At 72.5% G+C, this 25,987-nt stretch carries 30 protein-coding genes; 19 read left to right on the top strand and 11 right to left on the bottom strand.

What is annotated here, in order from left to right; genetic code table 11:
- Positions 1-11: 11 nt before the first annotated feature.
- Positions 12-764, top strand: a complete 753-nt coding sequence (dapB, locus tag AC4MBH_RS06185; protein ID WP_491793530.1) for a 4-hydroxy-tetrahydrodipicolinate reductase — start codon at positions 12-14, stop codon at positions 762-764.
- 134 nt (positions 765-898) lie between these two features.
- The gene (locus AC4MBH_RS06180) at positions 899-1,048 is read left to right on the top strand and encodes a hypothetical protein (protein ID WP_491793528.1); all 150 of its coding nucleotides are present in this window, start codon (positions 899-901) and stop codon (positions 1,046-1,048) included.
- A 20-nt stretch (positions 1,049-1,068) separates the two neighbouring features.
- On the opposite strand, the gene AC4MBH_RS06175 is transcribed toward AC4MBH_RS06180, so the two are convergent.
- Genes AC4MBH_RS06175 through AC4MBH_RS06165 form a run of 3 tightly spaced genes read right to left on the bottom strand, consistent with a single transcriptional unit; the run spans position 1,069 to position 2,578 of the window.
- The gene (locus tag AC4MBH_RS06175) at positions 1,069-1,371 is read right to left on the bottom strand and encodes an AzlD domain-containing protein (RefSeq protein ID WP_491793526.1); all 303 of its coding nucleotides are present in this window, start codon (positions 1,369-1,371) and stop codon (positions 1,069-1,071) included.
- On the bottom strand, positions 1,368-2,027 hold the full coding sequence (locus AC4MBH_RS06170) for an AzlC family ABC transporter permease (protein ID WP_491793524.1): 660 nt from the start codon (positions 2,025-2,027) through the stop codon (positions 1,368-1,370). Before AC4MBH_RS06170 ends, AC4MBH_RS06175 begins: the two co-directional genes overlap by 4 nt.
- Positions 2,024-2,578 (bottom strand): GNAT family N-acetyltransferase, encoded by a 555-nt coding sequence (locus tag AC4MBH_RS06165; RefSeq protein WP_491793522.1) that lies wholly within the window; start codon positions 2,576-2,578, stop codon positions 2,024-2,026. The genes AC4MBH_RS06170 and AC4MBH_RS06165 overlap by 4 nt, the downstream gene beginning before the upstream one ends.
- Positions 2,579-2,603: 25 nt before the next feature.
- Between AC4MBH_RS06165 and AC4MBH_RS06160 the strand changes: the two genes are divergently transcribed.
- Entirely contained in the window at positions 2,604-3,614 is a 1,011-nt protein-coding gene (locus tag AC4MBH_RS06160; protein ID WP_491793520.1) for an aldo/keto reductase family protein, read from the top strand.
- A gap of 601 nt (positions 3,615-4,215) precedes the next feature.
- On the opposite strand, the gene AC4MBH_RS06155 is transcribed toward AC4MBH_RS06160, so the two are convergent.
- Complete coding sequence (locus AC4MBH_RS06155; RefSeq protein ID WP_491793519.1) at positions 4,216-4,770, bottom strand: DUF3043 domain-containing protein; 555 nt, start codon at positions 4,768-4,770, stop codon at positions 4,216-4,218.
- Between the two features lie 61 nt (positions 4,771-4,831).
- Between AC4MBH_RS06155 and AC4MBH_RS06150 the strand changes: the two genes are divergently transcribed.
- From AC4MBH_RS06150 to AC4MBH_RS06130, 5 genes are read left to right on the top strand one after another with little or no spacing between them, the layout of a single operon-like run.
- Positions 4,832-5,617, top strand: coding sequence for a PspA/IM30 family protein (locus AC4MBH_RS06150; protein ID WP_491793517.1), 786 nt, complete (start codon positions 4,832-4,834; stop codon positions 5,615-5,617).
- Positions 5,614-5,910 (top strand): PspA-associated protein PspAA, encoded by a 297-nt coding sequence (gene pspAA / locus AC4MBH_RS06145; protein WP_491793515.1) that lies wholly within the window; start codon positions 5,614-5,616, stop codon positions 5,908-5,910. Before AC4MBH_RS06150 ends, pspAA begins: the two co-directional genes overlap by 4 nt.
- 27 nt (positions 5,911-5,937) lie before the next feature.
- Complete coding sequence (gene htpX, locus AC4MBH_RS06140; protein ID WP_491793514.1) at positions 5,938-6,840, top strand: zinc metalloprotease HtpX; 903 nt, start codon at positions 5,938-5,940, stop codon at positions 6,838-6,840.
- A gap of 5 nt (positions 6,841-6,845) precedes the next feature.
- Positions 6,846-7,439, top strand: a complete 594-nt coding sequence (gene pspAB / locus AC4MBH_RS06135) for a PspA-associated protein PspAB (RefSeq protein WP_491793513.1) — start codon at positions 6,846-6,848, stop codon at positions 7,437-7,439.
- A gap of 55 nt (positions 7,440-7,494) precedes the next feature.
- Positions 7,495-8,652, top strand: coding sequence for a sensor histidine kinase (locus tag AC4MBH_RS06130; protein WP_491793511.1), 1,158 nt, complete (start codon positions 7,495-7,497; stop codon positions 8,650-8,652).
- Between the two features lie 23 nt (positions 8,653-8,675).
- Here the strand turns inward: AC4MBH_RS06130 and AC4MBH_RS06125 are convergent, their stop codons facing one another.
- The gene (locus tag AC4MBH_RS06125) at positions 8,676-9,113 is read right to left on the bottom strand and encodes a VOC family protein (protein ID WP_491793509.1); all 438 of its coding nucleotides are present in this window, start codon (positions 9,111-9,113) and stop codon (positions 8,676-8,678) included.
- A 141-nt stretch (positions 9,114-9,254) separates the two neighbouring features.
- On the opposite strand from AC4MBH_RS06125, the gene AC4MBH_RS06120 reads away from it, so the two are divergent.
- The gene (locus AC4MBH_RS06120; RefSeq protein WP_491793507.1) at positions 9,255-10,277 is read left to right on the top strand and encodes a hypothetical protein; all 1,023 of its coding nucleotides are present in this window, start codon (positions 9,255-9,257) and stop codon (positions 10,275-10,277) included.
- A complete protein-coding gene (locus AC4MBH_RS06115) occupies positions 10,270-10,836 on the top strand; it encodes an RNA polymerase sigma factor (RefSeq protein ID WP_491793505.1) in 567 nt (188 codons plus the stop codon). Before AC4MBH_RS06120 ends, AC4MBH_RS06115 begins: the two co-directional genes overlap by 8 nt.
- 66 nt (positions 10,837-10,902) lie before the next feature.
- On the opposite strand, the gene AC4MBH_RS06110 is transcribed toward AC4MBH_RS06115, so the two are convergent.
- Positions 10,903-11,286 carry a hypothetical protein gene (locus tag AC4MBH_RS06110; RefSeq protein WP_491793503.1) on the bottom strand — a complete coding sequence of 128 codons (384 nt, stop codon included), beginning with the start codon at positions 11,284-11,286 and terminating at the stop codon, positions 10,903-10,905.
- Positions 11,287-11,442: 156 nt separating this feature from the next.
- Here AC4MBH_RS06110 and AC4MBH_RS06105 point away from each other — a divergent pair, with 156 nt between their 5' ends.
- From AC4MBH_RS06105 to AC4MBH_RS06095, 3 genes are all read left to right on the top strand, one after another.
- The gene (locus AC4MBH_RS06105) at positions 11,443-12,642 is read left to right on the top strand and encodes an ROK family transcriptional regulator (protein WP_491793501.1); all 1,200 of its coding nucleotides are present in this window, start codon (positions 11,443-11,445) and stop codon (positions 12,640-12,642) included.
- A 140-nt stretch (positions 12,643-12,782) separates the two neighbouring features.
- On the top strand, positions 12,783-14,918 hold the full coding sequence (locus AC4MBH_RS06100) for a PQQ-dependent sugar dehydrogenase (protein WP_491793499.1): 2,136 nt from the start codon (positions 12,783-12,785) through the stop codon (positions 14,916-14,918).
- A gap of 94 nt (positions 14,919-15,012) precedes the next feature.
- Positions 15,013-15,978, top strand: a complete 966-nt coding sequence (locus tag AC4MBH_RS06095; RefSeq protein ID WP_491793497.1) for a sugar phosphate isomerase/epimerase family protein — start codon at positions 15,013-15,015, stop codon at positions 15,976-15,978.
- A 72-nt stretch (positions 15,979-16,050) separates the two neighbouring features.
- On the opposite strand, the gene nadA is transcribed toward AC4MBH_RS06095, so the two are convergent.
- Together nadA and AC4MBH_RS06085 are read right to left on the bottom strand one after the other, a co-directional pair.
- Positions 16,051-17,226, bottom strand: a complete 1,176-nt coding sequence (nadA, locus tag AC4MBH_RS06090; RefSeq protein WP_491793495.1) for a quinolinate synthase NadA — start codon at positions 17,224-17,226, stop codon at positions 16,051-16,053.
- Positions 17,227-17,545: 319 nt separating this feature from the next.
- Positions 17,546-18,436, bottom strand: a complete 891-nt coding sequence (locus AC4MBH_RS06085) for a GNAT family N-acetyltransferase (RefSeq protein WP_491793493.1) — start codon at positions 18,434-18,436, stop codon at positions 17,546-17,548.
- 42 nt (positions 18,437-18,478) lie between these two features.
- Between AC4MBH_RS06085 and AC4MBH_RS06080 the strand changes: the two genes are divergently transcribed.
- Positions 18,479-19,564, top strand: coding sequence for a glycerate kinase family protein (locus tag AC4MBH_RS06080; RefSeq protein WP_491793491.1), 1,086 nt, complete (start codon positions 18,479-18,481; stop codon positions 19,562-19,564).
- A 92-nt stretch (positions 19,565-19,656) separates the two neighbouring features.
- Complete coding sequence (erpA, locus tag AC4MBH_RS06075) at positions 19,657-20,016, top strand: iron-sulfur cluster insertion protein ErpA (protein WP_491793489.1); 360 nt, start codon at positions 19,657-19,659, stop codon at positions 20,014-20,016.
- 120 nt (positions 20,017-20,136) lie between these two features.
- Here the strand turns inward: erpA and AC4MBH_RS06070 are convergent, their stop codons facing one another.
- Positions 20,137-20,340: a hypothetical protein gene (locus tag AC4MBH_RS06070; RefSeq protein ID WP_491793488.1), complete on the bottom strand. Its 204-nt coding sequence runs from the start codon at positions 20,338-20,340 to the stop codon at positions 20,137-20,139.
- Positions 20,341-20,468: 128 nt separating this feature from the next.
- Here AC4MBH_RS06070 and AC4MBH_RS06065 point away from each other — a divergent pair, with 128 nt between their 5' ends.
- Positions 20,469-21,401, top strand: a complete 933-nt coding sequence (locus AC4MBH_RS06065; RefSeq protein WP_491794128.1) for a carbohydrate kinase family protein — start codon at positions 20,469-20,471, stop codon at positions 21,399-21,401.
- Between the two features lie 12 nt (positions 21,402-21,413).
- Here AC4MBH_RS06065 and AC4MBH_RS06060 read toward each other — a convergent pair whose 3' ends face one another.
- Positions 21,414-21,647, bottom strand: a complete 234-nt coding sequence (locus AC4MBH_RS06060; RefSeq protein ID WP_491793486.1) for a sulfurtransferase TusA family protein — start codon at positions 21,645-21,647, stop codon at positions 21,414-21,416.
- Positions 21,644-22,771, bottom strand: a complete 1,128-nt coding sequence (locus AC4MBH_RS06055; protein WP_491793484.1) for a cysteine desulfurase family protein — start codon at positions 22,769-22,771, stop codon at positions 21,644-21,646. The genes AC4MBH_RS06060 and AC4MBH_RS06055 overlap by 4 nt, the downstream gene beginning before the upstream one ends.
- Positions 22,772-22,867: 96 nt before the next feature.
- Here AC4MBH_RS06055 and ctaC point away from each other — a divergent pair, with 96 nt between their 5' ends.
- The 3 genes from ctaC to AC4MBH_RS06040 are packed head-to-tail and all read left to right on the top strand — an operon-like array spanning position 22,868 to position 25,970.
- The gene (gene ctaC / locus AC4MBH_RS06050) at positions 22,868-23,788 is read left to right on the top strand and encodes an aa3-type cytochrome oxidase subunit II (protein WP_491793482.1); all 921 of its coding nucleotides are present in this window, start codon (positions 22,868-22,870) and stop codon (positions 23,786-23,788) included.
- On the top strand, positions 23,785-25,557 hold the full coding sequence (gene ctaD, locus AC4MBH_RS06045; protein ID WP_491793480.1) for an aa3-type cytochrome oxidase subunit I: 1,773 nt from the start codon (positions 23,785-23,787) through the stop codon (positions 25,555-25,557). Before ctaC ends, ctaD begins: the two co-directional genes overlap by 4 nt.
- On the top strand, positions 25,554-25,970 hold the full coding sequence (locus tag AC4MBH_RS06040) for a cytochrome c oxidase subunit 4 (protein ID WP_491793478.1): 417 nt from the start codon (positions 25,554-25,556) through the stop codon (positions 25,968-25,970). The genes ctaD and AC4MBH_RS06040 overlap by 4 nt, the downstream gene beginning before the upstream one ends.
- Positions 25,971-25,987: the final 17 nt, after the last annotated feature.

Genomic DNA, 25,987 nt, shown 5'->3' with positions numbered 1-25,987 from the left:
GGGTGAGCGCCGTGGCGGACAAGATCGCGGTGGGCGTGCTCGGCGCACGCGGCAAGGTCGGCTCCGAGGTGTGCGCCGCGGTGGCCGCCGCCGACGACCTCGAGCTGGTCGCGGAGATCGACGACGGCGACGACCCGCGCGACGTCGTCGACGCCGGCGCTGCGGTCGTCGTCGACTTCACCCACCCCGGTGTCGTGATGGACCACCTGGCGCTGTGCATCGAGCACGGCATCCACGCCGTGGTCGGCACCACCGGCTTCGACGACGAGCGCCTGGCGGTCCTGCGCGACCGGCTGGGTGCCGCGCCGCGCAGCGGTGTGCTGATCGCCCCCAACTTCTCCATCGGCGCCATCTTGATGATGCGGTTCGCCGCGGCCGCGGCCGTGCACTACGACTCCGTCGAGATCGTCGAGCTCCACCACCCCGACAAGGCCGACGCACCCTCCGGCACCGCACGTCGTACGGCGGAGCTCGTCGCGGCGGCCCGCCGCGCCGCCGGCGTGGGCCCGGCGCCCGACGCGACCGTGACCGGCATCGACGGCGCCCGTGGCGCCGACGTCGACGGCGTCCCGGTGCACGCGCTGCGGATCCGGGGCCTGGTCGCGCACCAGGAGGTCGTCCTCGGCGGCCCGGGGGAGACGCTCACGATCCGGCACGACTCCCTGCACCGATCGTCGTTCACCCCCGGTGTGCTGGCCGCGGTCCGGGCGATCGGCGACCGGCCGGGCCTGACCGTGGGGCTCGAGCAGCTCGTCGACCTCTGAGGGCCGGGGACGCATCCCTCAGAAACGTGCGATGCACGAACCTGGGGCGACGGCCCCGTCGACGCCGCGGGCTCCGCGCGCCAGGGTGCGGTGACGGCTCCTCCCGTGGGCGCCGCACGTCCGAGAGGGTCCCCATGCGCACACCCCTGCGTCTGGCCGCGGCAGCAGTCCTGGCCGTCGGCGCGCTCAGCCTCCAGACCGCCCCGGCGACCGGCGCCGGGTCCGGCAGCCTCGTCGAGCAGGAGCGTCTCGTGGAGCAGGAGCGCATCCGGCGCCACCCCTGACGCGCCCGGCCCGCGAGCGGTCAGACGAGCCGGACCAGCGCGGCCACCAGGGCCGCCCCGAAGACCACGACCAGGAACGGTGCCCGCGCGAGGAGCAGCAGCACGGCGACCCCGAGGGCGACCGCTCGGGCGTCGAGCGCGAGACCCCCGTCGGGGGTCGCCGCGACCTGCACCGCCACCAGGGCGGCCAGCAGGGCCACCGGGATGAGGTCGGCGATCCGGGAGACGACCGGGCGCTCGAGCACCCGCGCGGGCACCGAGAGACCGGCGAGCTTGAGCAGGTAGCAGCCGACGCTGGCGGTCAGGATCGCGGCCCAGGTCATGCCGTCCTCCGCGTCGCGAGGACCCCGGCGAGCAGCGCCACGCCGGCGGCGACGAGCACCGGCACGCCGGCGGCCGTCAGCGGGACGACGCCGAGCGCGACCGCCGCGGCCAGCACCGCCACCCAGCGGTGCAGCGGCCGGTCCAGCCGGGGCCACAGCAGCGCCAGGAACGCCGCGCCGACGGCGGCGTCGAGGCCGAAGTCGCGCGGGTCACCGATCGCCTCGCCGGCGACCGCGCCGCCGAGGGTCGCGACGTTCCAGAGCACGAAGATCGAGCCACCGGTCACCAGGAAGCCGAGCCGGGCCTCCTCGGTCGACTCGCGGGTCACCGACATCGCGGTGGACTCGTCGATGAGCAGGTGGGCGGCCGCCACCCGCCGGCGTCCGCGCCAGTCCAGGAGCGGCGCCAGCCGGAGCCCGTAGAGCGTGTTGCGGGTGCCGAGCAGGAGCGCCGAGGCCGCGCCGGACCACGGCCCGCCGCCGGACGCGAGCACGCCGATCATCGCGAACTGCGAGGCGCCGGTGAACATCAGCAGCGACAGGACGCAGGTCTGGGCGACGTCGAGCCCCGAGGACACCGAGACCGCGCCGAACGAGACGCCGTAGGTGCCGGTCGCGATGCCGACGCCGAGGCTGTCGCGGACGACGGGCTTCACGCCAGGGCGGTGTGCAGGCGGACCTGCTTGACCGTGGTGGCGCCGGTCCCGTCGAGGTCGAGCTCGCGGTGGGCCGAGTCGGGCGCCCACCCGGCACCGGTCAGGAACGCGCGGCGCACGTCGTCGGTGCCGATGGTCCAGGTGACCGCGCGGGTGAACCGGTCGGCCTCGAGCGTCTCGGCGACCGCCTGCAGCAGCCGGCTCCCGTGGCCCTTGCCGTGCTCGCCCGGCAGGACGACGAGCTCGGCCAGCTCACCGTCGGCGACCGGGTCGCAGTCGGGGTCGGACGCCGGGGTGGTCACCGCGAAGCCGACCACCCGGTTGCGCTCGAGCGCGACCAGCACCCGGTTGCGCGCGTCGGCCGGCTTGGTCAGCGAGGCCCGCCACGCCTGGGCGACGGGTGCGGGGTCGTCGGGCACGGCACCGGCCGGCAGGAGGCCGGCGTACTGCTCGGCCCACGCGCGCACCTGCACGGCCGCGATCGCCTCGGCGTCGTCGGCCCACGCGACGCGCACGGAGACGTCGGCGGTCGGCCCGGGGCTGGTGCTCATGGACGTGGACACTAGTGTCGGGTGCATGGAGTTCCGCAACCTCGGAGCGAGTGGCCTGAAGGTCTCGGCCATCTCGTACGGCAACTGGCTCACCCACGGCTCGCAGGTCGAGGAGGACGCCGCCCTCGCGTGCGTGCGCCAGGCCCTCGACGAGGGCATCACGACCTTCGACACCGCCGACGTCTACGCCAACACCGCGGCCGAGACGGTCCTCGGCAAGGCCCTGGCCGGCGAGCGCCGCCAGTCGCTGGAGATCTTCACCAAGGTCTTCTGGCCCACCGGGCCCGGCGGCCCCAACGACCACGGCCTGTCGCGCAAGCACATCCTGGAGTCGATCGACGGCTCGCTGCAGCGGCTGCAGACCGACTACGTCGACCTCTACCAGGCCCACCGCTTCGACCACGAGACGCCGCTGGAGGAGACGATGGAGGCCTTCGCCGACGTCGTCCGGGCCGGCAAGGCGCTCTACATCGGCGTCTCGGAGTGGCGCGCCGAGGAGATCCGGGCCGCGCACGCCCTGGCGCAGGAGCTCCGGGTGCCGCTGGTCTCCAACCAGCCGCAGTACAACCTGCTCTGGCGCGTCATCGAGGCCGAGGTCGTGCCGACCTGCGAGGAGCTCGGCCTGGGCCAGGTCGTCTGGTCGCCGATCGCCCAGGGCGTGCTGACCGGCAAGTACCAGCCGGGCGCCGAGCCGCCCGCCGGCTCGCGCGCCACGGACGAGAAGGGCGGCGCCGACATGATCAAGCGCTGGATGCAGGACGACGTCCTCGAGCGCGTGCAGCGCCTGCGCCCGATCGCCGACGACGCCGGCCTCTCCATGGCCCAGCTCGCCGTCGCCTGGACCCTCGCCAACCCCAACGTCTCCTCGGCCATCATCGGCGCCTCCCGCCCCGAGCAGGTCACCGACAACGTCAAGGCCGCCGGCGTGACGCTCGACGCCGACGTGCTCAAGGCCATCGACGACGTCGTCAGCGACGTCGTCGAGCGCGACGCCGCCAAGACCCAGTCCCCGCGGCGCTCGGAGATCTTCGGCTGACGCTCGTCACCGACGGTGCGTCGTACGACGGCCGACACCCACGGTGGTTGAGGAGGTTGCGCTAGCAACCGTCTCGAAACCACCTCAGCGTGCCTACCTCGCCGGGTCTCGACTCGGGCTCGCTGGCGCTCGCCCGGCTCGACCAGCGTGGGGGAGTGGTCTCGAGACGGGCCTGGCGGCCCTCCTCGACCAGCGTGGGTCACCGGTGGTGCGTCGTACGACGGCCGGTCACCGACGGTGGTTGAGGAGGTTGCGCTAGCAACCGTCTCGAAACCACCTCAGCCTGCCTACCTCGCCGGGTCTCGACTCGGGCTCGCTGGCGCTCGCCCGGCTCGACCAGCGTGCGTCACCGACGGTGCGTCGTACGACGGCCGGCCACCGACGGTGGTCGAGCCGCGGGGACGAAGTCTCCGCGAGTCGAGACCCCCGCAGGCTGCGCGCCTCGCCGGGTCTCGACTCGGGCTCGCCAGCGCTCGCCCGGCCCGACCAGCGTGGGGGAGTGGTCTCGAGACGGGCCTGGCGGCCCTCCACGACCAGCGTGGGTCACCGATGCTGCGTCGTACGGCGGACGATCATCGCCGCAGCGGCGGTCGCCCGACGGTCAGCGGTAGTGCTCGGGGAGCGCCTGCCCGATCTTGACCTTGGGCTTGGGCATCCGCATGAACTTCAGCTGCATCGCGCGGGTCAGGGCGTAGTAGGTGGTGCCCTTGAGCGGCTCGTCGGGGAAGCGGGCGGCGAGCTGCTTGCGCAGCCGCAGCCGCAGGAAGATGAGGTCGCCGGCCAGCACCAGGAACAGCGGGATCACCAGCGCCTGGACGAAGATCGCCACGAACATCAGCGGGATGACGACCTCGGCGAAGGAGAACCGCGAGTCGACGTAGTCGCGGATGAACCGGCGGACCGGGCCCTTGTCGCGGGCGAGCAGGTAGCGCTCGTCGCCGTCCTTCATCGCCTTGCGGACCTGCTGGCTCGACTCCGAGCGGACCTGCCGCTGCCGCTGCATCTCCTCCTTGCGGGTGCGCGGCACCCGGGCCTTGGCGCGTGCGGCCGCCTCGGCCTCCTTGCGGGTCGGCGTGGGCCGGCCCTTCCCTCCCGGCTTGGCGAGGGTGACGGTGGAGGCGGTGGCCTCCTCGGACTTGGTACGACGCAGCTTCATGGCACCGTCAGGGTACCCGCAGCCCGTCGCCGATCTTGCGGCCGCGACATAAGGTGAGGCCATGACGGTGATGAAGCGGATGAGCATGATCTTCCGGGCCAAGGCCAACAAGGCGCTCGACCGTGCCGAGGACCCCCGCGAGACGCTCGACTACAGCTACCAGCGCCAGCTCGAGCTGCTCTCCAAGGTGCGCCGTGGCGTCGCCGACGTCGCCACCAGCCGCAAGCGGGTCGAGCTGCAGATCACCCAGCTCGAGCAGCAGCAGGCCAAGCTACAGACGCAGGCCGAGAAGGCGCTGCAGATGGACCGCGAGGACCTCGCCCGCGAGGCGCTGACCCGCAAGTCCGGGCTCACCCAGCAGATCGCCGACCTGCAGACCCAGCACGCCCAGCTGCAGGGCGAGGAGGAGAAGCTCGTCCTCGCCCAGCAGCGGCTGCAGGCCAAGGTCGAGGCCTTCCGCACCCGCAAGGAGACGATCAAGGCCACCTACACCGCCGCCGAGGCCCAGACCCGGATCAACGAGGCCGTCTCCGGCATCGGCGAGGAGATGGGCGACGTCGGGATGGCGGTCCAGCGTGCCGAGGACAAGACCGCCCAGATGCAGGCCCGCGCCGGCGCCATCGACGAGCTGATCGCCTCCGGCGCGCTCGACGACGTCACCAGCACCGGCCCCGGCGACGACATCTCCCGCGAGCTCGACGCGATGAGCTCCCAGTCCGACGTCGAGCTCGAGCTCGCCCGGCTCAAGGGCCTCTCCGCGCCCGAGGCGCCCGGCCAGCTCGAGTCCGGCCCGGTCCAGGCCGCCGACCCGCTGTCGAAGCAGCGCGAGGGCGAGACCCCGCGATGAGCGACCAGCAGGCGCTCGTCGTCCGGATCCTGGGCGAGGGGCAGTACGACGTCGCGGCGTCGGCGCTCGACCGGCTCAACGAGCTCGACGCGGCCGTCGAGGCCGCCATCGAGGCCGGCGACGAGGCGACGTTCCGCCCGGCGCTGCACGCGCTGCTCGACGGCGTCCGTACCGTCGGGGTCGCGCACGCGGTCGACGACCTCCTCGAGTCCGACCTGATCCTGCCGCACCCGGACGCCTCGATCGGCGAGGTCCGCGAGTTCCTGGCCGACGACGGACTGATCCCCGGATGACCGGGCCCCGGTAGGGCACCGGGCACCGTGTCCACGCGTTTCGTGGGGGACGCCGGGCTGACCGCCCGGATGGCCCTCGTCATGTTCCTGCTCGGCGGGCTGTTCGTCGCGCTCGTCGTCGTCCTCGCGGCGTACGTCGGCGGCGCGGTCGGCGTGCTGATCGGCGTCCTCGGCATCGGCATCGCCGTCTACCAGTGGTCCAAGAGCGACACCATCGCGATGCGGGCGATGCGGGCCCGTGAGGTGACGCCGGAGGAGGCCCCCGAGCTGCACGGCATGATCGACCGGCTCTGCACGCTCGCCGACATGCCCAAGCCGCGCGTCGGCGTCGCCGACACCCACGTGCCCAACGCGTTCGCCACCGGCCGCTCGCCCAGCCGTGCCGTCGTGTGCGTCACCACGGGCATCCTCGGCCTGCTGACGGCCGAGGAGCTCGAGGCGGTGCTCGCCCACGAGCTGTCGCACGTCGCCCACCGCGACGTGCTGGTGATGACCGTCGCCTCCTCGGCCGGCATCGCGGCCGGCACCCTGACCCAGGCCACCTCCTACGGCGGGATGGGCATGTTCGGCGGTAGCCGCAGCAACCGCGAGGGACCGCCGGTCTGGCTCGTCGTGCTGCTAGTCAGCATGGTCGTCTACGCCGTCAGCTTCCTGCTGCTGCGGTTGCTCTCGCGCTACCGCGAGCTGTCGGCCGACCGGGCCGGCGCCTACCTCACCCTGCGCCCCGGCGCGCTCGCCTCGGCGCTGCAGAAGATCGCCGGGGGCGTCGAGCAGACGCCCCAGCGCGACCTGCGCGAGGTGGCCGCCGGGAGCGCGCTGTGCATCACGCCGATCAGCCTGCGCGGCGTGACCTCCACCCACCCGCCGCTGCACAAGCGCCTGGAGCAGCTGGCCCGGATCCAGGCCGAGCTCGACCGGCCCGGGGGCTGAGGGCGGTGGGCTTCCTCGACGGCATCCTGGGCCGCTCGACGCCACCGCCGGCCGACCTCGACGCCCTGTTCCTGGTGCCCTCGGCGGCCATCACCCTGCAGACGGCGCTCGGGCTCGTGCCCACCGGCGACGGGTCGGTCTGCTACCGCGCCGCCGCGGGCCCGGCGTTCGCCGACGTCCAGCGCGACGTGGAGGCCCTGCTGGCCGCCTCGCCCGACGCGCCCGGGGTGGCGGTCTCGACCGACGGGTTCGGCTTCACCTGGCTCGAGCTCGACCGGCCGCCGTACGACGCGGCGTCGAGCGACCTCGGCGCGCTGTGCACCGACCTGCACGCCGTCAACACCTCGCTCGAGGCCGCCGGGTTCGGGCCGGCGCTGCTGTGCTCGCTGGTGCCGTTCGCCGACAGCGCGGGCCGGCGCGTGGGGCTGGTCTACCTCTACAAGCAGGGCACCTTCTACGCCTACGCCCCCGTCGGAGGCGCGGATCAGCGCCGCGACTCCCTGCTCGAGATCCAGGTGCGCGACGCGCTCCAGGGCGAGCTGCCGGTCGAGCCCGACCCGGCGCGGTGGCTGGCCATCCGCGGTGCGCCGGGGTTGTGAGCTGGTTGCCGAAATCACCCTTCTGGGGTACGTGACGTCGCTATCCTCTGGCGGGATGCACACGACCGACGACGACCGACGCACGCGGACGATCGAGCAGTACGACGTGCTCCGGCGCCCGCCCCGCCTGGAGCTGGTGGCGATCACCGAGCTCGCCGCCAAGATCTGTGACACCCCGATGGCGACGATCAACCTGATCACCGACATCGAGCAGCACCAGGTGGCGGCGTACGGCTTCGACGCGGCGATCTGCGCCCGGGACGACTCGATGTGCGCCGCGGTCCTCGACCAGGACACGCCCCTGGTGGTGCCCGACGCGCTGCTCGACCCGCGGTTCTGGGACAACCCGTTCGTGACCGGTGAGATCGGGAACGTCCGGTTCTACGCCTCCCACCAGCTCACCACGCTCGACGGCGTCGTGATCGGCACCCTCTGCGTCTTCGACGTCGAGTCCCGTGACCTCGACGAGTCGCAGGTCGAGGCGCTCGGCACCCTCGCCGAGCGGGTCGTCGACGTGCTCGAGCTGACGCTGCGCAGCCGGCAGCTGGCCGCCTCCAACGAGCGGCTGTCGTCGTTCGCCGGCCGGGTCAGCCACGACCTGAAGTCGCCGCTGACCACCCTGTCGATGTCCCTGGAGATGCTGCGCGAGCGGATGTCGGGGTCCGACGACGCCGCCGATGCGCTCTGGCTCCTCGAGCGCGCCCTGAAGGGGTCGCACCGGATGGCGGCGCTGATCGACGAGGTGCTGTCCTACGCCGCGCTCGGCGGGGGACTGGCAGCCGAGCCCGTCGACCTCGACGAGGTCCTCGGCGACGTCCTGGCCGACCTCGAGACCAGCCTGGTCGGTGCGGTGGTGACCCGCGGGGCGCTGCCGACCGTCGTCGGCGACGCCGTCCAGCTCCGCTCGGTGCTGCAGAACCTGCTCGACAACGCCTCGAAGTACCGCCGTCCCGATCGCGGGCTCGCTGTGGCGGTCACCGCCGCCGAGCACGACGGCCGGTGGCGGGTCTCGGTCGCCGACAACGGCCCCGGCATCGCCGAGGCCGACCGGGAGCGTGTCTTCGAGCCCCGGGTGCGCCTGGCCCACGACCAGCGGGGGTCCGGCATCGGCCTGGACACGGTGCGGCGGGTCATCCAGGCGCACGGCGGCAGCATCGGGATCACCGAGACACCTGGCGGTGGCACGACGGTCTGGTTCGACCTCCCGGCCTGACCGGGCGTCGCCGGGGCGCGGCCTCAGTCCAGGCAGAACTCGTTGCCCTCGGGGTCGGTCATCACGAGGTGACCCGCCCCCAGTGGCAGGTGCGGCTCGTGCCGCTGCACCCGCGCGGCGCCCAGCGCGACCAGCCGCTCGCACTCCGCCTCGAGCGCCGCCATCCGCTCGTGGCCCTCCAGCCCGACGGCCGCCCGCACGTCGAGGTGCATCCGGTTCTTGGCGCTCTTGCCCTCCGGCACCTGTTGGAAGAACAGCCGGGGTCGCGCGCCGTCGGGGTCGTGGCAGGCCGAGCGGGTGTTGCGCTGGTCGGGGGGTACGCCGAACGCGTCGAGGGCGGCGTCCCAGGTGTCGAACCCGGGCGGGGGTGCGTCGCGCTCGTAGCCGAGCACCGCGCACCAGAACTCCATCAGGGCGTGGGGGTCGGCGCAGTCGAAGGTCACCTGGAACTCGCGGCTCATGGGTTCACCGTGCCACCGCACCCGGACGAGTTGCGTCCGCTTCGGGTGCGCACTGCCGCCGCGATGGGTACCGTCGGGGGAGAGGACGCGGGTCCACCCGGGTCCGCCCCACCCGTCCCGACCGACCGAGAGGTCACCGGCATGAGAGCCGCCCCGCAGGACCTGCGTCTCGAGGTCCCCGACATCGAGCCGCCTGACGACCTGGTGCTCCGGCTCGCCGGACTGGCCAGGAGCAGCCGGCCCACGGCGACGTCGGCCCGCCGCGCCTCGCTGGTGGCCGCCGGGGTCGGGGGCGCCCTCGCGCTCTCGGTGGGCGGCGCGTGGGCCACCGGCGCCGTCGAGGTGCCCGGGCTGCCCAGCTCGCCCGTCGACCAGCCCTCGCAGCAGTCCCCGGAGCCGTCCGACCCGGTCGACACGTCGGACACCTCGACCGACGGGACCGACGGGACCGACGGGACCGACGGTGCCGACCCCACCGACGACGGGTCCGCGCCCTCCGGCGACGGCTCGTCCGAGGCGCCCGGCCGCACGCCGGCGGGCGAGTCCCCGACCGGCCTCCCCGATCCCGGCACAGCACCCGGCACGACGCCCGAGCCCGGTCTGCCCGGCACCCCCGCCGTCCCCGGTCAGCCCGCGGTCCCCGGGCAGCCGGCGGTCCCCGGCCAGCCCGCCGTCCCGAACCAGGCCGGTGGCCTCGGACAGCCGGACGCCACGGACGACGACGGCAAGGACGAGAAGGACGAGAAGGACGAGAAGGACAAGAAGGACGAGAAGGACAAGGACGAGAAGGACAAGGACGAGAAGGACAAGGACGAGAAGGACGACGACGGCAACGGGAAGGGCGGGAACAACGGCAATCCCGCCCCCGGCCAGCCCGTCGAGCCCGGTCGCAGCGGCCAGGCGCCGGGCCAGCAGGGAGGCACCGGACCCCAGGGCGTCCAGGACCCGCCCGGCCCTCCGTCGCTCCCCGGGCCCCAGGGTCCCAAGGACCCGAAGGAGCCGAAGGGGCCGAAGGGGCCGAAGGCCGCCACGGACCTCGCCGCGCTGGGCGAGACGCTCCGGGAGCTGGCCGACGGGCTGCGCGGGCTGACCGAGGGTCCCCGCGACCCCGCCGCGACACCGCGACGCACCGCGTCGCCCCGGGATTCGGCCGTGCATGGCTGACGACGACCTGGTCGCCGCCGCGAAGGCCGGCGACCCCGAGGCCTGGCGAGCGCTCTACCGGTCGCACGCCGGGCGACTGGTCGCGTGGCTGAGCACCCGCCCCACCGGCGACTGCGTCGCGTCCGCGGAGGACGTCGCCGCCGAGGCGTGGCTGGTGGCGGCGGCCAAGATCGCCGACTTCGAGGGCACGTCGTCCGACTTCGCCGGCTACCTGTTCGGCATCGCCCGCAAGGTCGGGGCGAGCACGCGCCGGCGCTCGGACCGGCGGCGTACCGACCCGGGCGAGGTCGAGAGCCACCTCCCGGTCGTGCCCGACCCGACCGCGGCCCTCGACGGCGAGGACTGGGTCCGTGTCGCCATCGCGTCGCTGCCCGCACGCGAGCGCGACGTCGTGGGTCTGGTCGACGGACTCGGCTTCGACAACCACACGGCCGCCGAGGCGCTCGGCATCAGCCCGGTCGCCGTCCGCGTGGCCCGGCACCGGGGCCTGCGACGCCTGCGCGGTCAGCTCGCCCCGGCGGGCGGGTCCACGGCCGAGGTACCCGTCCCCAGCTCCTGAGGCGACGGCGCAGCCGTGGCGCCGAACGGCACCCGACCGTGCTGGTCGGGCGCCGCTGCAGTCGGATCAGGCCTCGGTGGGCTGCTCCGCCCGGCACTTCTCGAGTCGCTCCTGCGCCTTCGCGAGTCGCTGCACCTGCGCCGACTTGTCCTTCTTGGCCTCGGTGCGGGCCTCGGTGGCCTTGGCGACGGCGCGCCGTGCGTCGCGGCGCTCGAGCGCGGTGTCGGCGGCCTCGGCCTTGTCCTTGGCCTTCTTCACCTTGGTCTGCTGGCGCTCGAAGACCGCCGTCAGCCGCTCGAGGGCGGCAGTGGCGCGGTCGACCTGCGCCTGCTGCTGGGCGCACGGCTCGGGCTTGTCGGCCGCGGCGCTGCCGGCGGCGGGCACTCCGAGGACGCCGAGCGAGAGGGTCAGGCCTGCGGCGGCTCCCGCGATCCGGGTGGCGAGGTGCATGGGGACTCCTTGAGGGGGGGGTGAGCGGCCCCACGGTGTGGGCTACACCTCCTACCTGCCGCGACCCGGTCCGCCTGTTACCTCGGCGTGCGGTCCCGTGGCGCACGGCGCGGCCGGCTCCACGACGCCGGCTCGTCGAGGTGGCACGATGACGCGGTGCTGCACTCCCTGTCGGGTCGCGCCGAGACCGTGATGCAGGCCAGGCTGCTGGCCGCGCTCCGCGACCACGGCCCGCTGTCCAGGACGCAGCTCGGTGAGCGGCTCCGGGTGTCGCGGACCACCGTCGGCGCCGAGGTGGGCCGCCTCGTCGAGATCGGCCTGGCCACCGAGACCGGGCCCGCCGCGTCCCGCGGTGGCCGCCGCTCGACGATGGTCGACCTGGCCACCGACATCCGCTTCGTCGGCATCGCCATCGGTGCGACGGGCCTGGCGGTGGGCGTCACCGACGGCCGCCTGGAGGTGGTGGCCACCGCCCAGGTGCGGTGCGACATCAGGCAGGGACCCGACCTCGTGCTGGGGACGGCGCTGGACTCCGTCCGACGGCTGCTGGGCGACCTCGGCGTCGAGCACCCGATGGGGGTGGGCGTGGGGGTGCCCGGCCCGGTCGACTTCGGGCGGGGTGTGCCGGTGGCGCCGCCGCTGATGCCGGGCTGGGACGGCTACCCGGTGCGCGACACCGTCGCGCGCGAGCTCGGCTGCCCCGCGGTGCTCGACAACGACGTCAACGTGATGGCCGTCGGCGAGCAGCACGCCGGCGTCGCCCGCCACTCCCGCGACTTCCTGTTCATCAAGATGGGCACCGGGATCGGGTGCGGGGTGGTCGTCGACGGCGAGCTCTACCGGGGCGTCAACGGGTGTGCCGGCGACATCGGCCACATCGCGGTGCGCGGCGACGGACGCCGGTGCGCGTGCGGCAACCTCGACTGCCTGGAGGCCCACGCCGGGGGAGCGGCCCTCGCCGACGACGCCCGCCTCGCCGCGCTGCAGGGCCGGTCGTCGGTGCTGGCCGAGCTGCTGGCCGAGCGTGGCAGCCTCACCGCCGAGGACCTCGGCACGGCCTTGTCCCGAGGCGACCTGGCGGCCGCGACCCTGCTCCGCGAGAGCGGGCAGCGCGTGGGCCAGGTGGTGGCCAGCCTGGTGTCGTTCTTCAACCCCGGCATGATCGTGATCGGGGGCCGGGTGAGCGGCCTGGGGCACGCGCTGCTGGCCGAGATCCGCGGGACGGCGTACCAGCGCTCGCTGCCGCTGGCCACGGGCAACCTGCCGATCGTGCTGAGCGAGCTGCCCGACTGTGGCGGCGTGATCGGCGCCGCGCGTCTGGTCAGCTCCGCGGTCTTCGCCCCCGCTTCTGCCTGACCGTCTCCACCTTACGCAAGCGAACTGCGAAAGTGGTACGGCCGGTTGACGCTGTCGGTAGGCCGCCCTACGTTCGAGGTGACCGCCGTCACCCGACCGACGACGGTTCTCTCGGAAGCACCAACGCAAGGAGCATCTACGTGCAACGACGTCTCTCGGGCGTCCTGGCCGCGTCGGCAGCCAGTGCGATCACCCTCTCCTTGGCCGCCGTCGGCGGCCTCTCCGCCCCAGCGGCCGGTCACCCCGGCCATGACGACCCACCTGCCCCGCCGCCCGACGCGGAGTTCCAGAAGGTCACCCTCAACGACCGTCCCGGCGAGCCGATGGACCTCGCGGTGCTGCCCGACGGCGACGTCCTGCACACCACGCGGGCCGGCGTCATCTGGCACAACGACGCCGAGACCGGGGTCAACTCGGTCGCCGGCCGGATCGACGTCTACAGCCACGACGAGGAGGGCCTGCAGAGCATCGCCCTCGACCCCGGCTACGACGGCGAGAAGAACACCTGGGTCTACCTCTACTACTCGCCCCCGCTCGACACCCCTGCCGACGACCCGCTGACCGCCTCGATCAACGAGGGTGACGCGCCCGTCGAGGGCACCAAGGCCGACTTCGCGCCGTACAAGGGCGTCATCCGGGTCTCGAAGTTCAGGTTCGTCGACGGCCAGATCAAGAACAACACCGAGCGGCGCATCCTCGACGTGCCGGTCGACCGCGGGATCTGCTGCCACGTGGGCGGTGACATCGTCTTCGACTCCCAGGGCAACCTGATCCTGGCCACCGGTGACGACTCCAACCCGTTCGAGTCCGACGGCTACATCCCGATCGACGAGCGGCCCAACCGCAACCCGGCCTTCGACGCCCAGCGCACGTCGGCCAACACCAACGACCTGCGCGGGAAGATCCTCCGGGTCAAGCCGGGCGCGCGGGGCGGCTACACCATCCCGAGGGGCAACCTGTTCCGGCCGGGCCTGCCCAAGACCCGTCCCGAGATCTACGCGATGGGGCTGCGCAACCCGTTCCGCATCGAGATCCACCCGCGCACCGACAAGCTGTGGGTGGCCGACTACTCGCCCGACGCGCGTCGGGCCGACCCCGAGCGCGGCCCCGGCGGCCAGGGCAAGTGGGTGCAGATCGAGAAGCCCGCCAACTACGGCTGGCCCTACTGCGCCACCGACCAGCTGCCCTACGTCGACTACGACTTCGCCACCGAGACCTCCGGCGAGCCGTTCAACTGCGCCGCCCCGCGCAACACCTCGCCGAACAACACCGGTCGGGTCAAGCTGCCGCCCGTGGAGAAGCCGGAGATCTGGTACGGCTTCGAGACCTCCGCGGAGTTCCCCGAGCTCGGCACCGGCGGCATCTCGCCGATGGCCGGCCCGGCGTACCAGTACGACATCCGCAACACCCGCGGCAAGACCCCCGTCGCCTGGCCCGAGCAGTACGACGACACCCCGCTGCTCTACGAGTGGAGCCGTGACTGGATCAAGGGCATCCACCTCGACGGCGACGACGTCGCGATCGAGGACGTCATCCCCGGCATCGTCACCGACAACCCGATGGACATGGAGTTCGGACCCAACGGTGCGCTCTACGTCCTCGAGTACGGCGACGGCTACTTCGCCGAGAACCCCGACGCGCAGCTGTCGCGGATCGACTACATCGGCGCGGGCGGCAACCACAGCCCCGAGCCGAAGATCACCGCCACGCCCACCGCCGGGATGCCGCCGCTCAAGGTGCGGTTCTCCAGCGCCGGCACCATCGACGCCGACGGCGACCAGCTGAAGTACCAGTGGGACTTCGACGGTGACGGTCGCTTCGACAGCACCCGGAAGAACCCGACCTACACCTACCGGGAAGAGGGCAGCTACCGGGCGACCCTCACGGTGACCGACGTCGGGGGCAGGCACCGCGGGCGGCACGCCTCGGCCGACGTCGACATCCTCGTCGGCAACCAGACCCCGGTGCTGGAGTTCGTGACCCCGACGCCCGACGACACCTTCCAGTTCGGCGACACGGTCACCTACGAGGTCACGGTGACCGACGACCAGCCGGTCGACTGCAGCCGGGTGACCGTCACCTACATCCTCGGTCACGACAGCCACGGCCACCCGCAGAGCACCGCCAACGGGTGCACCGGCACGCTCACCACCACCGTGCCCGGCGGGCACGACCCCGGTGAGGACGACCTCAGCGCCGTCTTCGTCGCCCAGTACGACGACGGCGAGCTGATCGGCAGCGCCGAGGTCAGGTTGGAGCCCAACGACGGCGCCTAACCCCCACCCCCGCTCGGTCCCGCGGCCCGTCCACCCGGACGGGTCGCGGGGCCGGCGGTCCATCCCGAGAAGAAACACCGAGAGGAACCACCACATGTGTTACGGGTATGACGGAGAGGCCGCCCTGCGGCAGTCGCTGGATCGCCAGGGCGCCAGTCGCCGAGGTCTGCTGCGGGGCACGGCCGCCGGTGCGGCCGGCGTCGCGACGATCGGTGCGCTCGGGGCGACGTCCGCCGCCGCTGCGGCTCCGGGCAACGACCGCGGCAAGGGCCGCACAAGGCAGGTGCCCGAGGGCAAGATCAGCATCCAGCTCTACACGCTGCGGGCGGCCATGACCGACCCCGCGAGCGTCGACCTGGTGCTGAGCCGGCTCTCGCAGTACGCCTACCCGCGCGTCGAGCGGGCCGGCCTCTACCACTACACGGCCGCGCAGATGAAGGCCCGGCTCGACGAGCTCGGCATCTGGGCCAGCTCGAGCCACGAGGGCATCAGCGACACCACCTCGGCGCGGAACAAGAAGTTCGACGACGCCAACACCTTCGACCAGCGCTACGTCGTGGTGCCCTACCTGAACTCCAACAAGCTCAGCGACTGGCAGGCCTGGGCCGAGCAGATGAACATCGAGGCCTACGCCGCCAAGCGCCGCGGGCTGAAGTACGGCTACCACAACCACGCCCACGAGTTCACGATCGACCTCGGCGGCGGCAAGACCCCCTGGGACGTGCTGACCAAGGAGCTCGACCCGCGGCTGGTGCACCTCGAGATCGACCTCTACTGGGTCTACACCGCGGCGGTGAACCTGAACGAGTCCAACCCGATCAAGTTCACCAACGACGTCATCCGCAAGGCGCCCCAGACCGTGCGCCAGTTCCACGTCAAGGACCGCTCGGCGGCCGCCGGCGGCGACATGGCCGACCTGGGCACGGGCGTCATCGACTTCCCGGCGATCTTCCGCAAGCACGACGTGGAGGAGTACATCGTCGAGAACGACACCCCCGACGTCACCCCGCTGACGTCGGCCGCGGTCGGCAAGCTCTACCTGGAGCACACCGACTTCTGACGCGGACGTCGTCCGCAACGCAGTCGCCACGGTGGCCGGCACCCCTCGGGGTGCCGGCCACCGTCGCGTCGGTCAGTCCTTGTGCGAGCGGCCGGGCAGGTCGAGCATCCGCTGCAGCGCGACCAGGGCGTCGCGCTCGGTCTCGGGGTCGACCTCGATCCGGTTGACGACCACCCCGTCGACCAGCGACTCCAGCGCCCACACGAAGTGGGGCAGGTCGATCCGGTTCATCGTCGAGCAGTAGCAGACGTCCTTGTCGAGGAACGTGATCCGCTTGTCGGGGTGCGCATTGGCCAGGCGCTGCACGAGGTTGAGCTCGGTGCCGATCGCCCAGCTCGAGCCGGCGGGCGCCGCCTCGACGGTCTTGATGATGAACTCCGTCGAGCCGACCAGGTCGGCCTTGAGCACCACCTCGTGGCGGCACTCGGGGTGCACGAGGATCTGCACGTCGGGGATGGTCGCGCGCAGCTCGTCGACGACCTCGGGGGAGAAGCGGCCGTGCACCGAGCAGTGGCCCTTCCAGAGGATGACCTTGGCCGCGCGCAGCTGGTCGGGGGTCAGGCCGCCGCCGGGCAGGTGGGGGTTCCACACGACGCAGTCGTCGAGGGAGAAGCCCATCTTGAGCACCGCGGTGTTGCGGCCGAGGTGCTGGTCGGGGAAGAAGATGACCTTGGTGTCGGGCCCCTTCTGCGCGAAGGCCCACTCGAGGGCGACCTCGGCGTTGGAGGAGGTGCAGACCACGCCCCCGTTGCGACCGCAGAACGCCTTGATGTCGGCGCTGGAGTTCATGTAGGTGACCGGGACGACGACGTCCTGCACGCCGGCCTCGGCCATCGCGCGCCAGGCCGCCTCGACCTGGGGCAGGCGGGCCATGTCGGCCATCGAGCACCCGGCCGCGAGGTCGGGCAGGATCACCTGCTGCTCCGGCCCGGTGAGGATGTCGGCCGACTCGGCCATGAAGTGCACGCCGCAGAACACGACGTACTCGGCCTCCGGGCGGGCCGCCGCCTCCCGGGCCAGCTTGAACGAGTCGCCGGTGATGTCGGCGAACTGGATGACCTCGTCGCGCTGGTAGTGGTGCCCCAGCACGAACAGGCGGTCGCCGAGGGCGTCCTTGGCGGCGCGGGCGCGGGCGACGAGGTCGGGGTCGGACGCCGAGGGCAGGTCACCCGGGCACTCGACGCCGCGCTCGGAGGCGCGATCGACGCCGCGGCCGAGCGGGAGGAGTGGGAGGTCGACGGTCGTCATGGCTCGATCCTAGGTCTCGGGGCCGGCGGGGCCGCGGTCGTGCCGACTCCAACCACCCCGGCGCACGTTTCCTTCCCGCGGCAGCGCAACGCACCCACCGCCACCGACGCCGGTCGAGGAGGCCGGCCACGGCCGTCTCGAGACCACTCCCGCAGGGTGCCTTCCCTCGCCGGGTCTCGACTCGGGCTCGCTGGCGCTCGCCCGGCTCGACCAGCGTCACTGACGGTGGTCGAGCCGCGGGGACGAAGTCCCTGCGAGTCGAGACCCCCGCAGCGCACGCACCTCGCCGCGCCCGGCCCGAGGTCGGCCACCCTCAGGACTAGAGCAGTGCGCCGTGGTGCACGTACGGCGCCGGCGGGTCCAGGCCGCGGAGGCCGAGGTAGCCGGTCTGCTGCAGGTCGAGGCGGACGGCGGTGCCGACGTCGATCGCCCAGGCGTTGGCGGCGGTGACGTGGACGATCCGCTGCTCGGCGGGGCCGTCGGCGACGGCGGTCCACAGCAGGCGGGTGGCCGTGCGGCGGTTGCTCGCCGCCAGCAGCAGCACCGTCGAGTCCTCGGCGAGGTAGGCGTACCCGGACCCCGTCGAGGTGTCGCTGACGAGCAGCCGGGCGGTCTGCTGGAGGAACCCGTGGTCGGGGCCGTGGCCGGACCCGCGCCGCTGGCGGTCGAGCGACTCGAGCAGGTCGGTGTCGGCGGCCGTCCCCTCGCGCACCTTGCGGCCGGCGTCGATCGGGATCGCGCTGCGGTCGACCGTGCCGGACAGCGTCATCTGGGGGTGCAGGGTGAAGCCGGCCAGCAGGTAGCGGCGCACCGCCCGCGGGTCGGCGCTGGCCGAGAGCATGCCGCGCAGGCAGCCCTGGCTGTGCGTCAGCGCGGCGTCGAGCAGGCGCCGGCCGGTGCCGCGTCCCTGCCGGCCCGGCCGGACGGCGTACGTCGCCAGCAGCCAGGTGCCGTCGCGGCGGGCGCTCGTGGCGAAACCGACCATCGTGCCGGTCGGGTCGTCGGCGACCCAGCACCCGCCGGGGTCGGTGTCCACGAAGTGCCGGGTGCGGGTCACCCACGTCGCCGCGCGGGCCGGGGGTCGCACCTCGGGCTCCGGCCACGACGGCAGCCGGGTGGCCCGGTCGACCTCGAGGAACGCCTCGGCCGAGAGCCGCTCGGCGACGGGGACGTCGTCGGGTCGCATCGGGCGGATCAGCACGTCCTCCACGCGGTCACCGTAGTGGTCGGGGCCGACGGGCAGGATGGCGTCATGCGCGTCCTGATCGCTCCCGACAAGTTCGCCGGCACCCTCACCGCCGTCGAGGCCGCCGACGCGATCGCCGAGGGCTGGCGCCGGCGCGCACCCGACGACGAGCTCGACCTCGCCCCGATGTCCGACGGCGGCCCGGGCTTCGTCGACGTGCTGCACGCGGCGCTGGGGGGCGACCTGCACGTCGTGACCGTGGAGGCGGTGCACGGCGAGGAGGTGCCGGCCACGGTGCTGAGGGTGGGCGACACGGCGTACGTCGAGAGCTCCCAGTCGTGCGGGCTGCACCTGATGCCCGACGGCGGGGCCGAGTTCGGCTCGACCGGCGGCGTCGGGGCGCTGGTGCTGGCGGCGGTCGACGGCGGGGCCACCCGGGTGGTCGTCGGTCTCGGCGGGTCGGGCACCAACGACGGGGGAGCGGGGTTCCTGGCCGCGCTGGGCGCCACCGCCGACGGCGTCCTCGACTGCGGACCGGTGTGCTTCGACCAGCTCTCGTCGGTCGACCTGGCGCCCGCCCGCGAGCGGCTGGCCGGCATCGAGCTGGTGATGGCCTCCGACGTGGACAACCCGCTCACCGGCCTGTTCGGCGCCACCAAGACCTACGGACCCCAGAAGGGCATCGCCGAGGAGATGATCGCCGAGGTCGACGGGTGGCTCGAGCAGCTCGCCCGGGCCACCGACTGGCGCACCTCCCTGGAGAAGGGCGCCGGTGCCGCGGGCGGGCTCGGCTACGCGCTGCTGTGCCTCGGCGCCCGTCGCGAGCCCGGCATCGAGCTGGTCAGCGCCGCCGTCCGCCTGGCCGAGCGGGCCCGCCTCGCCGACCTGGTCGTCACCGGCGAGGGAGCCTTCGACTTCTCCAGCCGCTCCGGGAAGGTCCCGTACGGCGTCGCCGAGGTCGCCGGCGACGCGCTGCGGCCCTGCGTGGCCGTCGCCGGGCAGGTGCTGGTGGGGGCGCGGGAGATGCGGGCGCTGGGCGTGGAGTCGGCGTACTCGCTGGTCGACGCGGTGGGCCTGGAGCGGGCGATGTCCGACCCGTCCGGAGCGCTGGCCGACGTGGCGGCCCGGGTGGCCCGGACCTGGTCGCGCTGACCCTCCGCGGCCGGGAGGAATAACCCCGCGTGTGCGACCATTGGGAGCAGTAGCCGTACCGACACCCCACGTCTCGCACCAGGGAGCCACACATGACCGAGCAGCTCGAGACCACCGCGCGCCGTACCGACCAGATCAACCTGAGCCCGGTGGCCGCCGCCAAGGTGAAGAGCCTCCTCGAGCAGGAGGGTCGCGACGACCTCGCGCTGCGCATCTCGGTGCAGCCCGGTGGCTGCAGCGGCCTGCGCTACCAGCTGTTCTTCGACGAGCGCACCCTCGACGGCGACGCCGTCACCGACTTCGACGGTGTGTCCGTGGTCGTCGACCGGATGAGCGTGCCCTACCTCAACGGCGCCGAGATCGACTTCGTCGACAGCATCGAGAAGCAGGGCTTCACCATCGACAACCCCAACGCCACCGGCTCCTGCGCCTGCGGCGACTCGTTCCACTGATCGAGGCCGCGAAGCGGGTCCCGACCCGGTGAGCTGACAGGCAACACGAGAGGCCCCCGCCACAGGCGGGGGCCTCTCGTCGTGTCACGGGCCCGGGCGACCGGCCCGGGCGTCGTACCCCTAGCGGTAGAGCGCCGCGGCCAGCCGGGCCGCGGCCTCGGAGACCTCGATCGTCGGCTTCGGCCGCTCGGCCGGCTGGTCGGCGTAGTGGATCGACGGGGCCGGGGCGGTGGCCCGCCGGGCGGCCTGCTCGAGCCGGGCGTTGGCGGCGCGGCAGTCGGCCTGCATCGCGGCGGGCGTGGACAGGTCGTCGTACGAGCTCATGCACCGACGCTAGGTGCTACCGGCAGGTACTCCCAGGAATACCGATCGGTAGCCTGCGCGGCCTAGTGTTGCCGCCCGTGACCACGGGACCCCTGCTCATCGCCGGCTCCATCGCTACCGACCACCTGATGAGCTTCGGCGGCAAGTTCGCCGACAGCCTCGTGGTCGAGCAGCTGGACAAGATCTCGCTGTCCTTCCTCGTCGACGACCTCGAGATCCGTCGCGGGGGCGTCGCGGCCAACATCACCTTCGGCCTCGGCCGGCTGGGGCTGTCGCCGGTGCTGGTGGGCTCGGCCGGTGAGGACTTCGCCGACTACCGCTCGTGGCTCGAGCGCCACGGCGTCGACTGCTCGCACGTGCACATCTCCGACAGCCGGCACACCGCGCGGTTCGTGTGCACCACCGACCCCACCGGCGCGCAGATCGCCTCGTTCTACCCCGGGGCGATGAGCGAGGCGCGGCTGATCGAGCTCGGACCGATCGCGGCCCGCGTCGGCACGCCCGGCTACGTGCTCGTCGGCGCCGACGACCCCGACGGGATGCTGCGCCACACCGAGGAGTGCCGCCAGCGCGGCTACCCGTTCATCGCCGACCCCAGCCAGCAGCTCGCGTTCAGCGGCGGCGACCTGATCCGCCAGCTGATCGACGGCGCGACGATCCTGTTCTCCAACGAGTACGAGTCGCACATGATCGAGCAGAAGACCGGCTGGACCCCCGAGGAGGTGCTGGCCCGCGTCGGCACCAAGGTCACCACGCTCGGCAAGGACGGCGTCCGGGTCGAGCGCGCCGGTGAGCCCGTCATCGAGGTCGCGGCCGCGACCGGGGTCCGCGCGGTGGAGCCCACCGGTGTCGGCGACGCGTTCCGCGCCGGCTTCCTGGCCGCCCTGAGCTGGGACCTCGGCCACGAGCGCGCCTGCCAGGTCGGCTGCGTGCTCGCCGCCTACGTCGTCGAGACGGTCGGCACCCAGGAGTACACGTTCCGGCCGAGCGAGTTCGTGGCCCGCGTCGAGGCGTCGTACGGCGTGCCCGCGGCCGCCGACGTGGCCAAGCACCTCCAGTGACGCGCTGAGCCTCTAGCTGGTGCGCCGCACCAGGTAGCGCGGCGTCCCGTCGTCGGCGACGTCCTCGCCGAGGTACTCCTGGCCCCTCATCCGGCACCACGCCGGGACGTCGTAGCGGGCGGCCGGGTCGTCGGCGACCACCGCGACCACCTCGCCGACACCGACCTCGGCGTAGCGGCGTCCGAGCTCGATGATCGGCGCCGGGCACAGCAGGCCCCGGCAGTCGAGCTCGAGGGCGGCGTTCACGACCGGAGCTCCGCGACGACCTCGGGCAGTGCCGCGCAGAAGGCCTCGACGTCGTCCGCCGTGGCGGTGCGGGTCAGCGAGACCCGCACGTTGCCGTGGGTCAGCGCACCCATCGCCGCCAGCACGCGCGACGGCTCGAGCGTCGAGGCCGTGCACGCCGAGCCGCTCGCGACCGCGAACCCGCGGCGGTCGAGCTCGGTGACCAGCCGCTCGCCGTTGACGTAGAGCACCGAGAACGTCACCAGGTGGGGGAGCCGGCCGACCGGGTCGCCGACCACGTCGACGTCGTCGATCGCGGCGGCCGCGGCCCGGATGCGGTCGACCAGCGCGTGCTGGCGGGCGTTGACCTCGTCGCGCTCGGCGACGACGGCCTGCAGGGCGGCGGCCGCGGCCAGCGCGGCCGGCACGTTCTCGTAGCCGGAGCCACGGTGGTCGGCGCGGTCGTCGGCCGGGAAGGGGTTCTCCCAGGGGGCGCGGTGCCGCACGAGGAGCACGCCCACGCCGGCCGGGCCACCCCACTTGTGGGCCGACCCGGCCAGGGCCGACCAGCCGTCCGGGAGCGGTAGCCGGCCCATCGAGGCGCAGGCGTCGACGAACAGCGGTACCCCGTCGGGCAGGTCGAACGCGCCCACGTCCTGCACGGTGCCGACCTCGTGGTTGGCCGACTGCAGTGCCGTGACGGCCACGTCGCCACCCCTCGACCGCTCCACCAGGTCGCCGTCGTGGACGCGACCCTCGCTGTCCACCCCGACCAGCGTCACCTCGTCCCACCACGCCGCTGCGTGGGCGACGGCGGCGTGCTCGACCTCGGCGTGGACGACGCGCCGCCCCACGTGACGCCGGGCGGCGGCCAGGCCGAGCAGGCCCAGGTGCACGGCCTGGGTGCCCGACCCGGTGAACGTCACCTCGTCGGCACGCACGTCCAGCGCCTCGGCCACGACCGCCCGGGCGTTGCCGAGCAGCAGCCGGGCGTTGCGGGCGGGGTGGTGGAGGCGCCTCGGGTCGGCGTACCCGGCGTCCAGCGCTGCCAGCAGGGTCTCGCGCGCGGCCGGGTGGAGCGGCTCGGACGAAGCCGCGTCGAGGTAGCGCGCCGTCGGGGCTCCGGTCGGCTCAGCTGGGTCCACCACGATGACGATCCAACCACCCACCCGGGGGCAGCGGCGCCTGCCGATCGCGGTAGTGTGATCCCGTTCGTGACCGCCTGAGAGAAGGGCTCGTTCGTGGGTCTGCAACTCCCCGAGCGCTCGGGTTCCCGGCGTTCCCGCCGCGGAGGCCTGATCGCCCTGCTGGGTCTCGCCGTCCTCGTCCTGACGGGGTGCGGCACCGACTCCGAGGTCGAGCGGTTGGCCATGCCCGAGCCGCTCACCCGAGAGGGCGAGAGCACCCTCGGCCTGTGGCAGGGCGCCTGGATCGCCGCGCTCGTCACAGGGGTCGTGGTGTGGGGCCTGATCTTCTACGCCTGCTGGAAGTACCGCCGCCGTCACGACGACGAGGTCCCGGTCCAGACCCGCTACAACCTGCCGCTCGAGATCTTCTACACGATCTTCCCGATCATCATGGTGATCGTCTTCTTCGACCACACCATCTCGACGCAGAACAAGGTCCTCAACGACCCCGACGTCGAGGTCGACAACACCGTCTTCGTCGTGGGCCAGCAGTGGCAGTGGACGTTCAACCACGAGTACACGCCCGAGGGCGAGAGCGAGCCGGTCAACGTCTACGAGATCGGCACCGGCGACTACATCCCGACCCTGCACCTGCCGGTCGACGAGACCACGCGGTTCGAGCTGCGCAGCCCCGACGTGATCCACGACTTCGGCGTCCCGGGCTTCCTGATCAAGATGGACGTCATGCCGGGCCAGGAGAACCACTACCAGGTCACGCCCAAGACCGAGGGCACCTACACCGGCAAGTGCTACGAGCTCTGCGGGGTCTACCACTCGCGGATGATCTTCAACGTCAAGATCGAGACCCAGGAGGACTACGACGCCTACCTGGAGAGCCTCTACGAGGCAGGCGCCACCTCCTCCGGTCCGCTGTGCGGCGGCGAGAACGTCGACACCCAGGCCGGTGTCGACGCCATCGAGAACCCGGAGGACCCCAAGAACGCCGAGAGCCAAGACGTGAGGTACTGCCAGTGACCACCACCGCCGATCCCACGCGGACCGCGGCCCCGGCACGCAAGCCGCTCGGTCAGGAGCTCGTCAAGATCCTGACCACGACCGACCACAAGCTGATCGGCAAGCTGTACCTCGGCACCTCGTTCGTCTGGTTCCTGCTCGCGGGGCTGATGGCGCTGCTCATCCGGTCCGAGCTCGCCTTCCCCGGGCAGCAGGTCGTCAACGAGGAGCTCTACAACCAGCTCTTCACCATGCACGGCACGATCATGCTGCTGCTGTTCGCGACCCCCCTGTTCTTCGGGTTCGCCAACGTGATCATGCCCATCCAGATCGGCTCGCCCGACGTGGCGTTCCCGCGGCTGAACATGTTCAGCTACTGGCTGTTCCTGTTCGGCGGACTGATCGCGGCGTCCGGCTTCCTGACCCCCGCGGGTGCCGCCGACTTCGGCTGGTTCGCCTACACGCCGCTGTCGGACTCCGTGCGCTCGCCGGGCGTCGGCGGCGACCTGTGGATCATGGGCCTGTGGCTCGCCGGCCTCGGCACGATCCTCGGTGCGGTCAACTTCATCACCACGATCATCTGCATGCGCGCACCCGGCCTGACGATGTTCCGGATGTCGCTGTTCACGTGGAACACGCTGATCACCAGCCTGCTGGTCCTGATCGCGTTCCCGATCCTCGCCGGCGCGCTGCTCTCCCTCGAGGCCGACCGCCAGCTCGGCGCCCACGTCTTCGACACCGCCCACGGCGGCGCGATCCTGTGGCAACACCTGTTCTGGTTCTTCGGACACCCAGAGGTCTACATCATCGCGTTGCCGTTCTTCGGCATCGTCACCGAGATCCTGCCGGTCTTCAGCCGCAAGCCGATCTTCGGCTACGTCGGCCTGGTCGGCGCCACGCTCGCCATCGCCATCCTGTCGGTGGCCGTCTGGGCCCACCACATGTTCGTGACCGGAGCCGTCAACCTGCCGTTCTTCTCCGGCATGACGTTCCTGATCGCCGTGCCCACCGGGGTGAAGTTCTTCAACTGGATCGGCACGATGTGGGGGGGATCTCTGTCCTTTGACACCCCCATGCTGTGGTCGGTCGGCTTCCTCACGACGTTCCTCTTCGGTGGCCTCACCGGCATCATCCTGGCCAGCCCGCCGCTCGACTTCCACGTCTCCGACTCCTACTTCGTGGTGGCGCACTTCCACTACGTCGTCTTCGGCACCGTGGTGTTCGCGATGTTCGCGGGCTTCTACTTCTGGTGGCCCAAGATGACCGGCCGGATGCTCGACGAGCGCCTGGGCAAGCTGCACTTCTGGCTGCTGTTCGTCGGGTTCCACACCACCTTCCTGGTCCAGCACTGGCTCGGCGTCGAGGGCATGCCCCGGCGCTACGCCGACTACCTCGAGAAGGACGGCTGGGAGACCCTCAACCAGGTCTCCACCATCGGTGCGTTCCTGCTCGCCGCCTCGACGCTGCCGTTCCTCTACAACGTCTACGTCTCCCGCAACTCGCCCAAGGTCATGGTCGACGACCCGTGGGGCTGGGGCCGTTCGCTGGAGTGGGCGACGAGCTGCCCGCCGCCGCGGCACAACTTCCACTCCATCCCGCGGATCCGCTCCGAGTCGCCGGCCTTCGACCTGCACCACCCGGAGGTCGCGGCCATCGAGCTCGACGACAACCAGCAGGCCCGTGACAGCAAGTTCTCCGACGCCCCCGACATGGAGGGCCGCGAGACGCTGATCAAGGAACGGCTCAACGACGACGACTACACCGACGGAGAAGGCGGGAGCACGCGATGAAGCCCGAGGCCGGGATCTTCGGGGTCACCACCGTCTTCCTGGTGCTGGTGACGCCGGCGTACTACTTCATCTCCGAGGCCGGCGACAGCGGCATCGACTGGACCGGCGTCTCCGCGCTGGCGATGACCAGCCTGCTGACGCTGATGGTCACCCTCTACCTGGGGTTCCACGCCCGCAAGATGGACCCGCGCCCCGAGGACCGCAAGGACGGCGACATCGCCGACGGTGCCGGTGAGCTCGGGTTCTTCCCGCCGTACTCCTGGTGGCCGCTGTGGTGTGGCGCCACCCTCGCGGTGATGGTCTTCGGCGTCGCGATGGGCGCCTGGTGGCTGGTCATCATCGGCGGCGCCCTCGGCTCCCTCGCCCTCTCGGGCCTGGTGTTCGAGTACTACCGCGGCGTCCACGCGCACTGAGCCAACTGGTCCGAGCG

This window comes from Nocardioides sp. WJ219, assembly GCF_058559815.1.
Note: the sequence above shows the minus strand (reverse complement) of the source record. Positions and strands in the feature narration are given on the sequence as shown.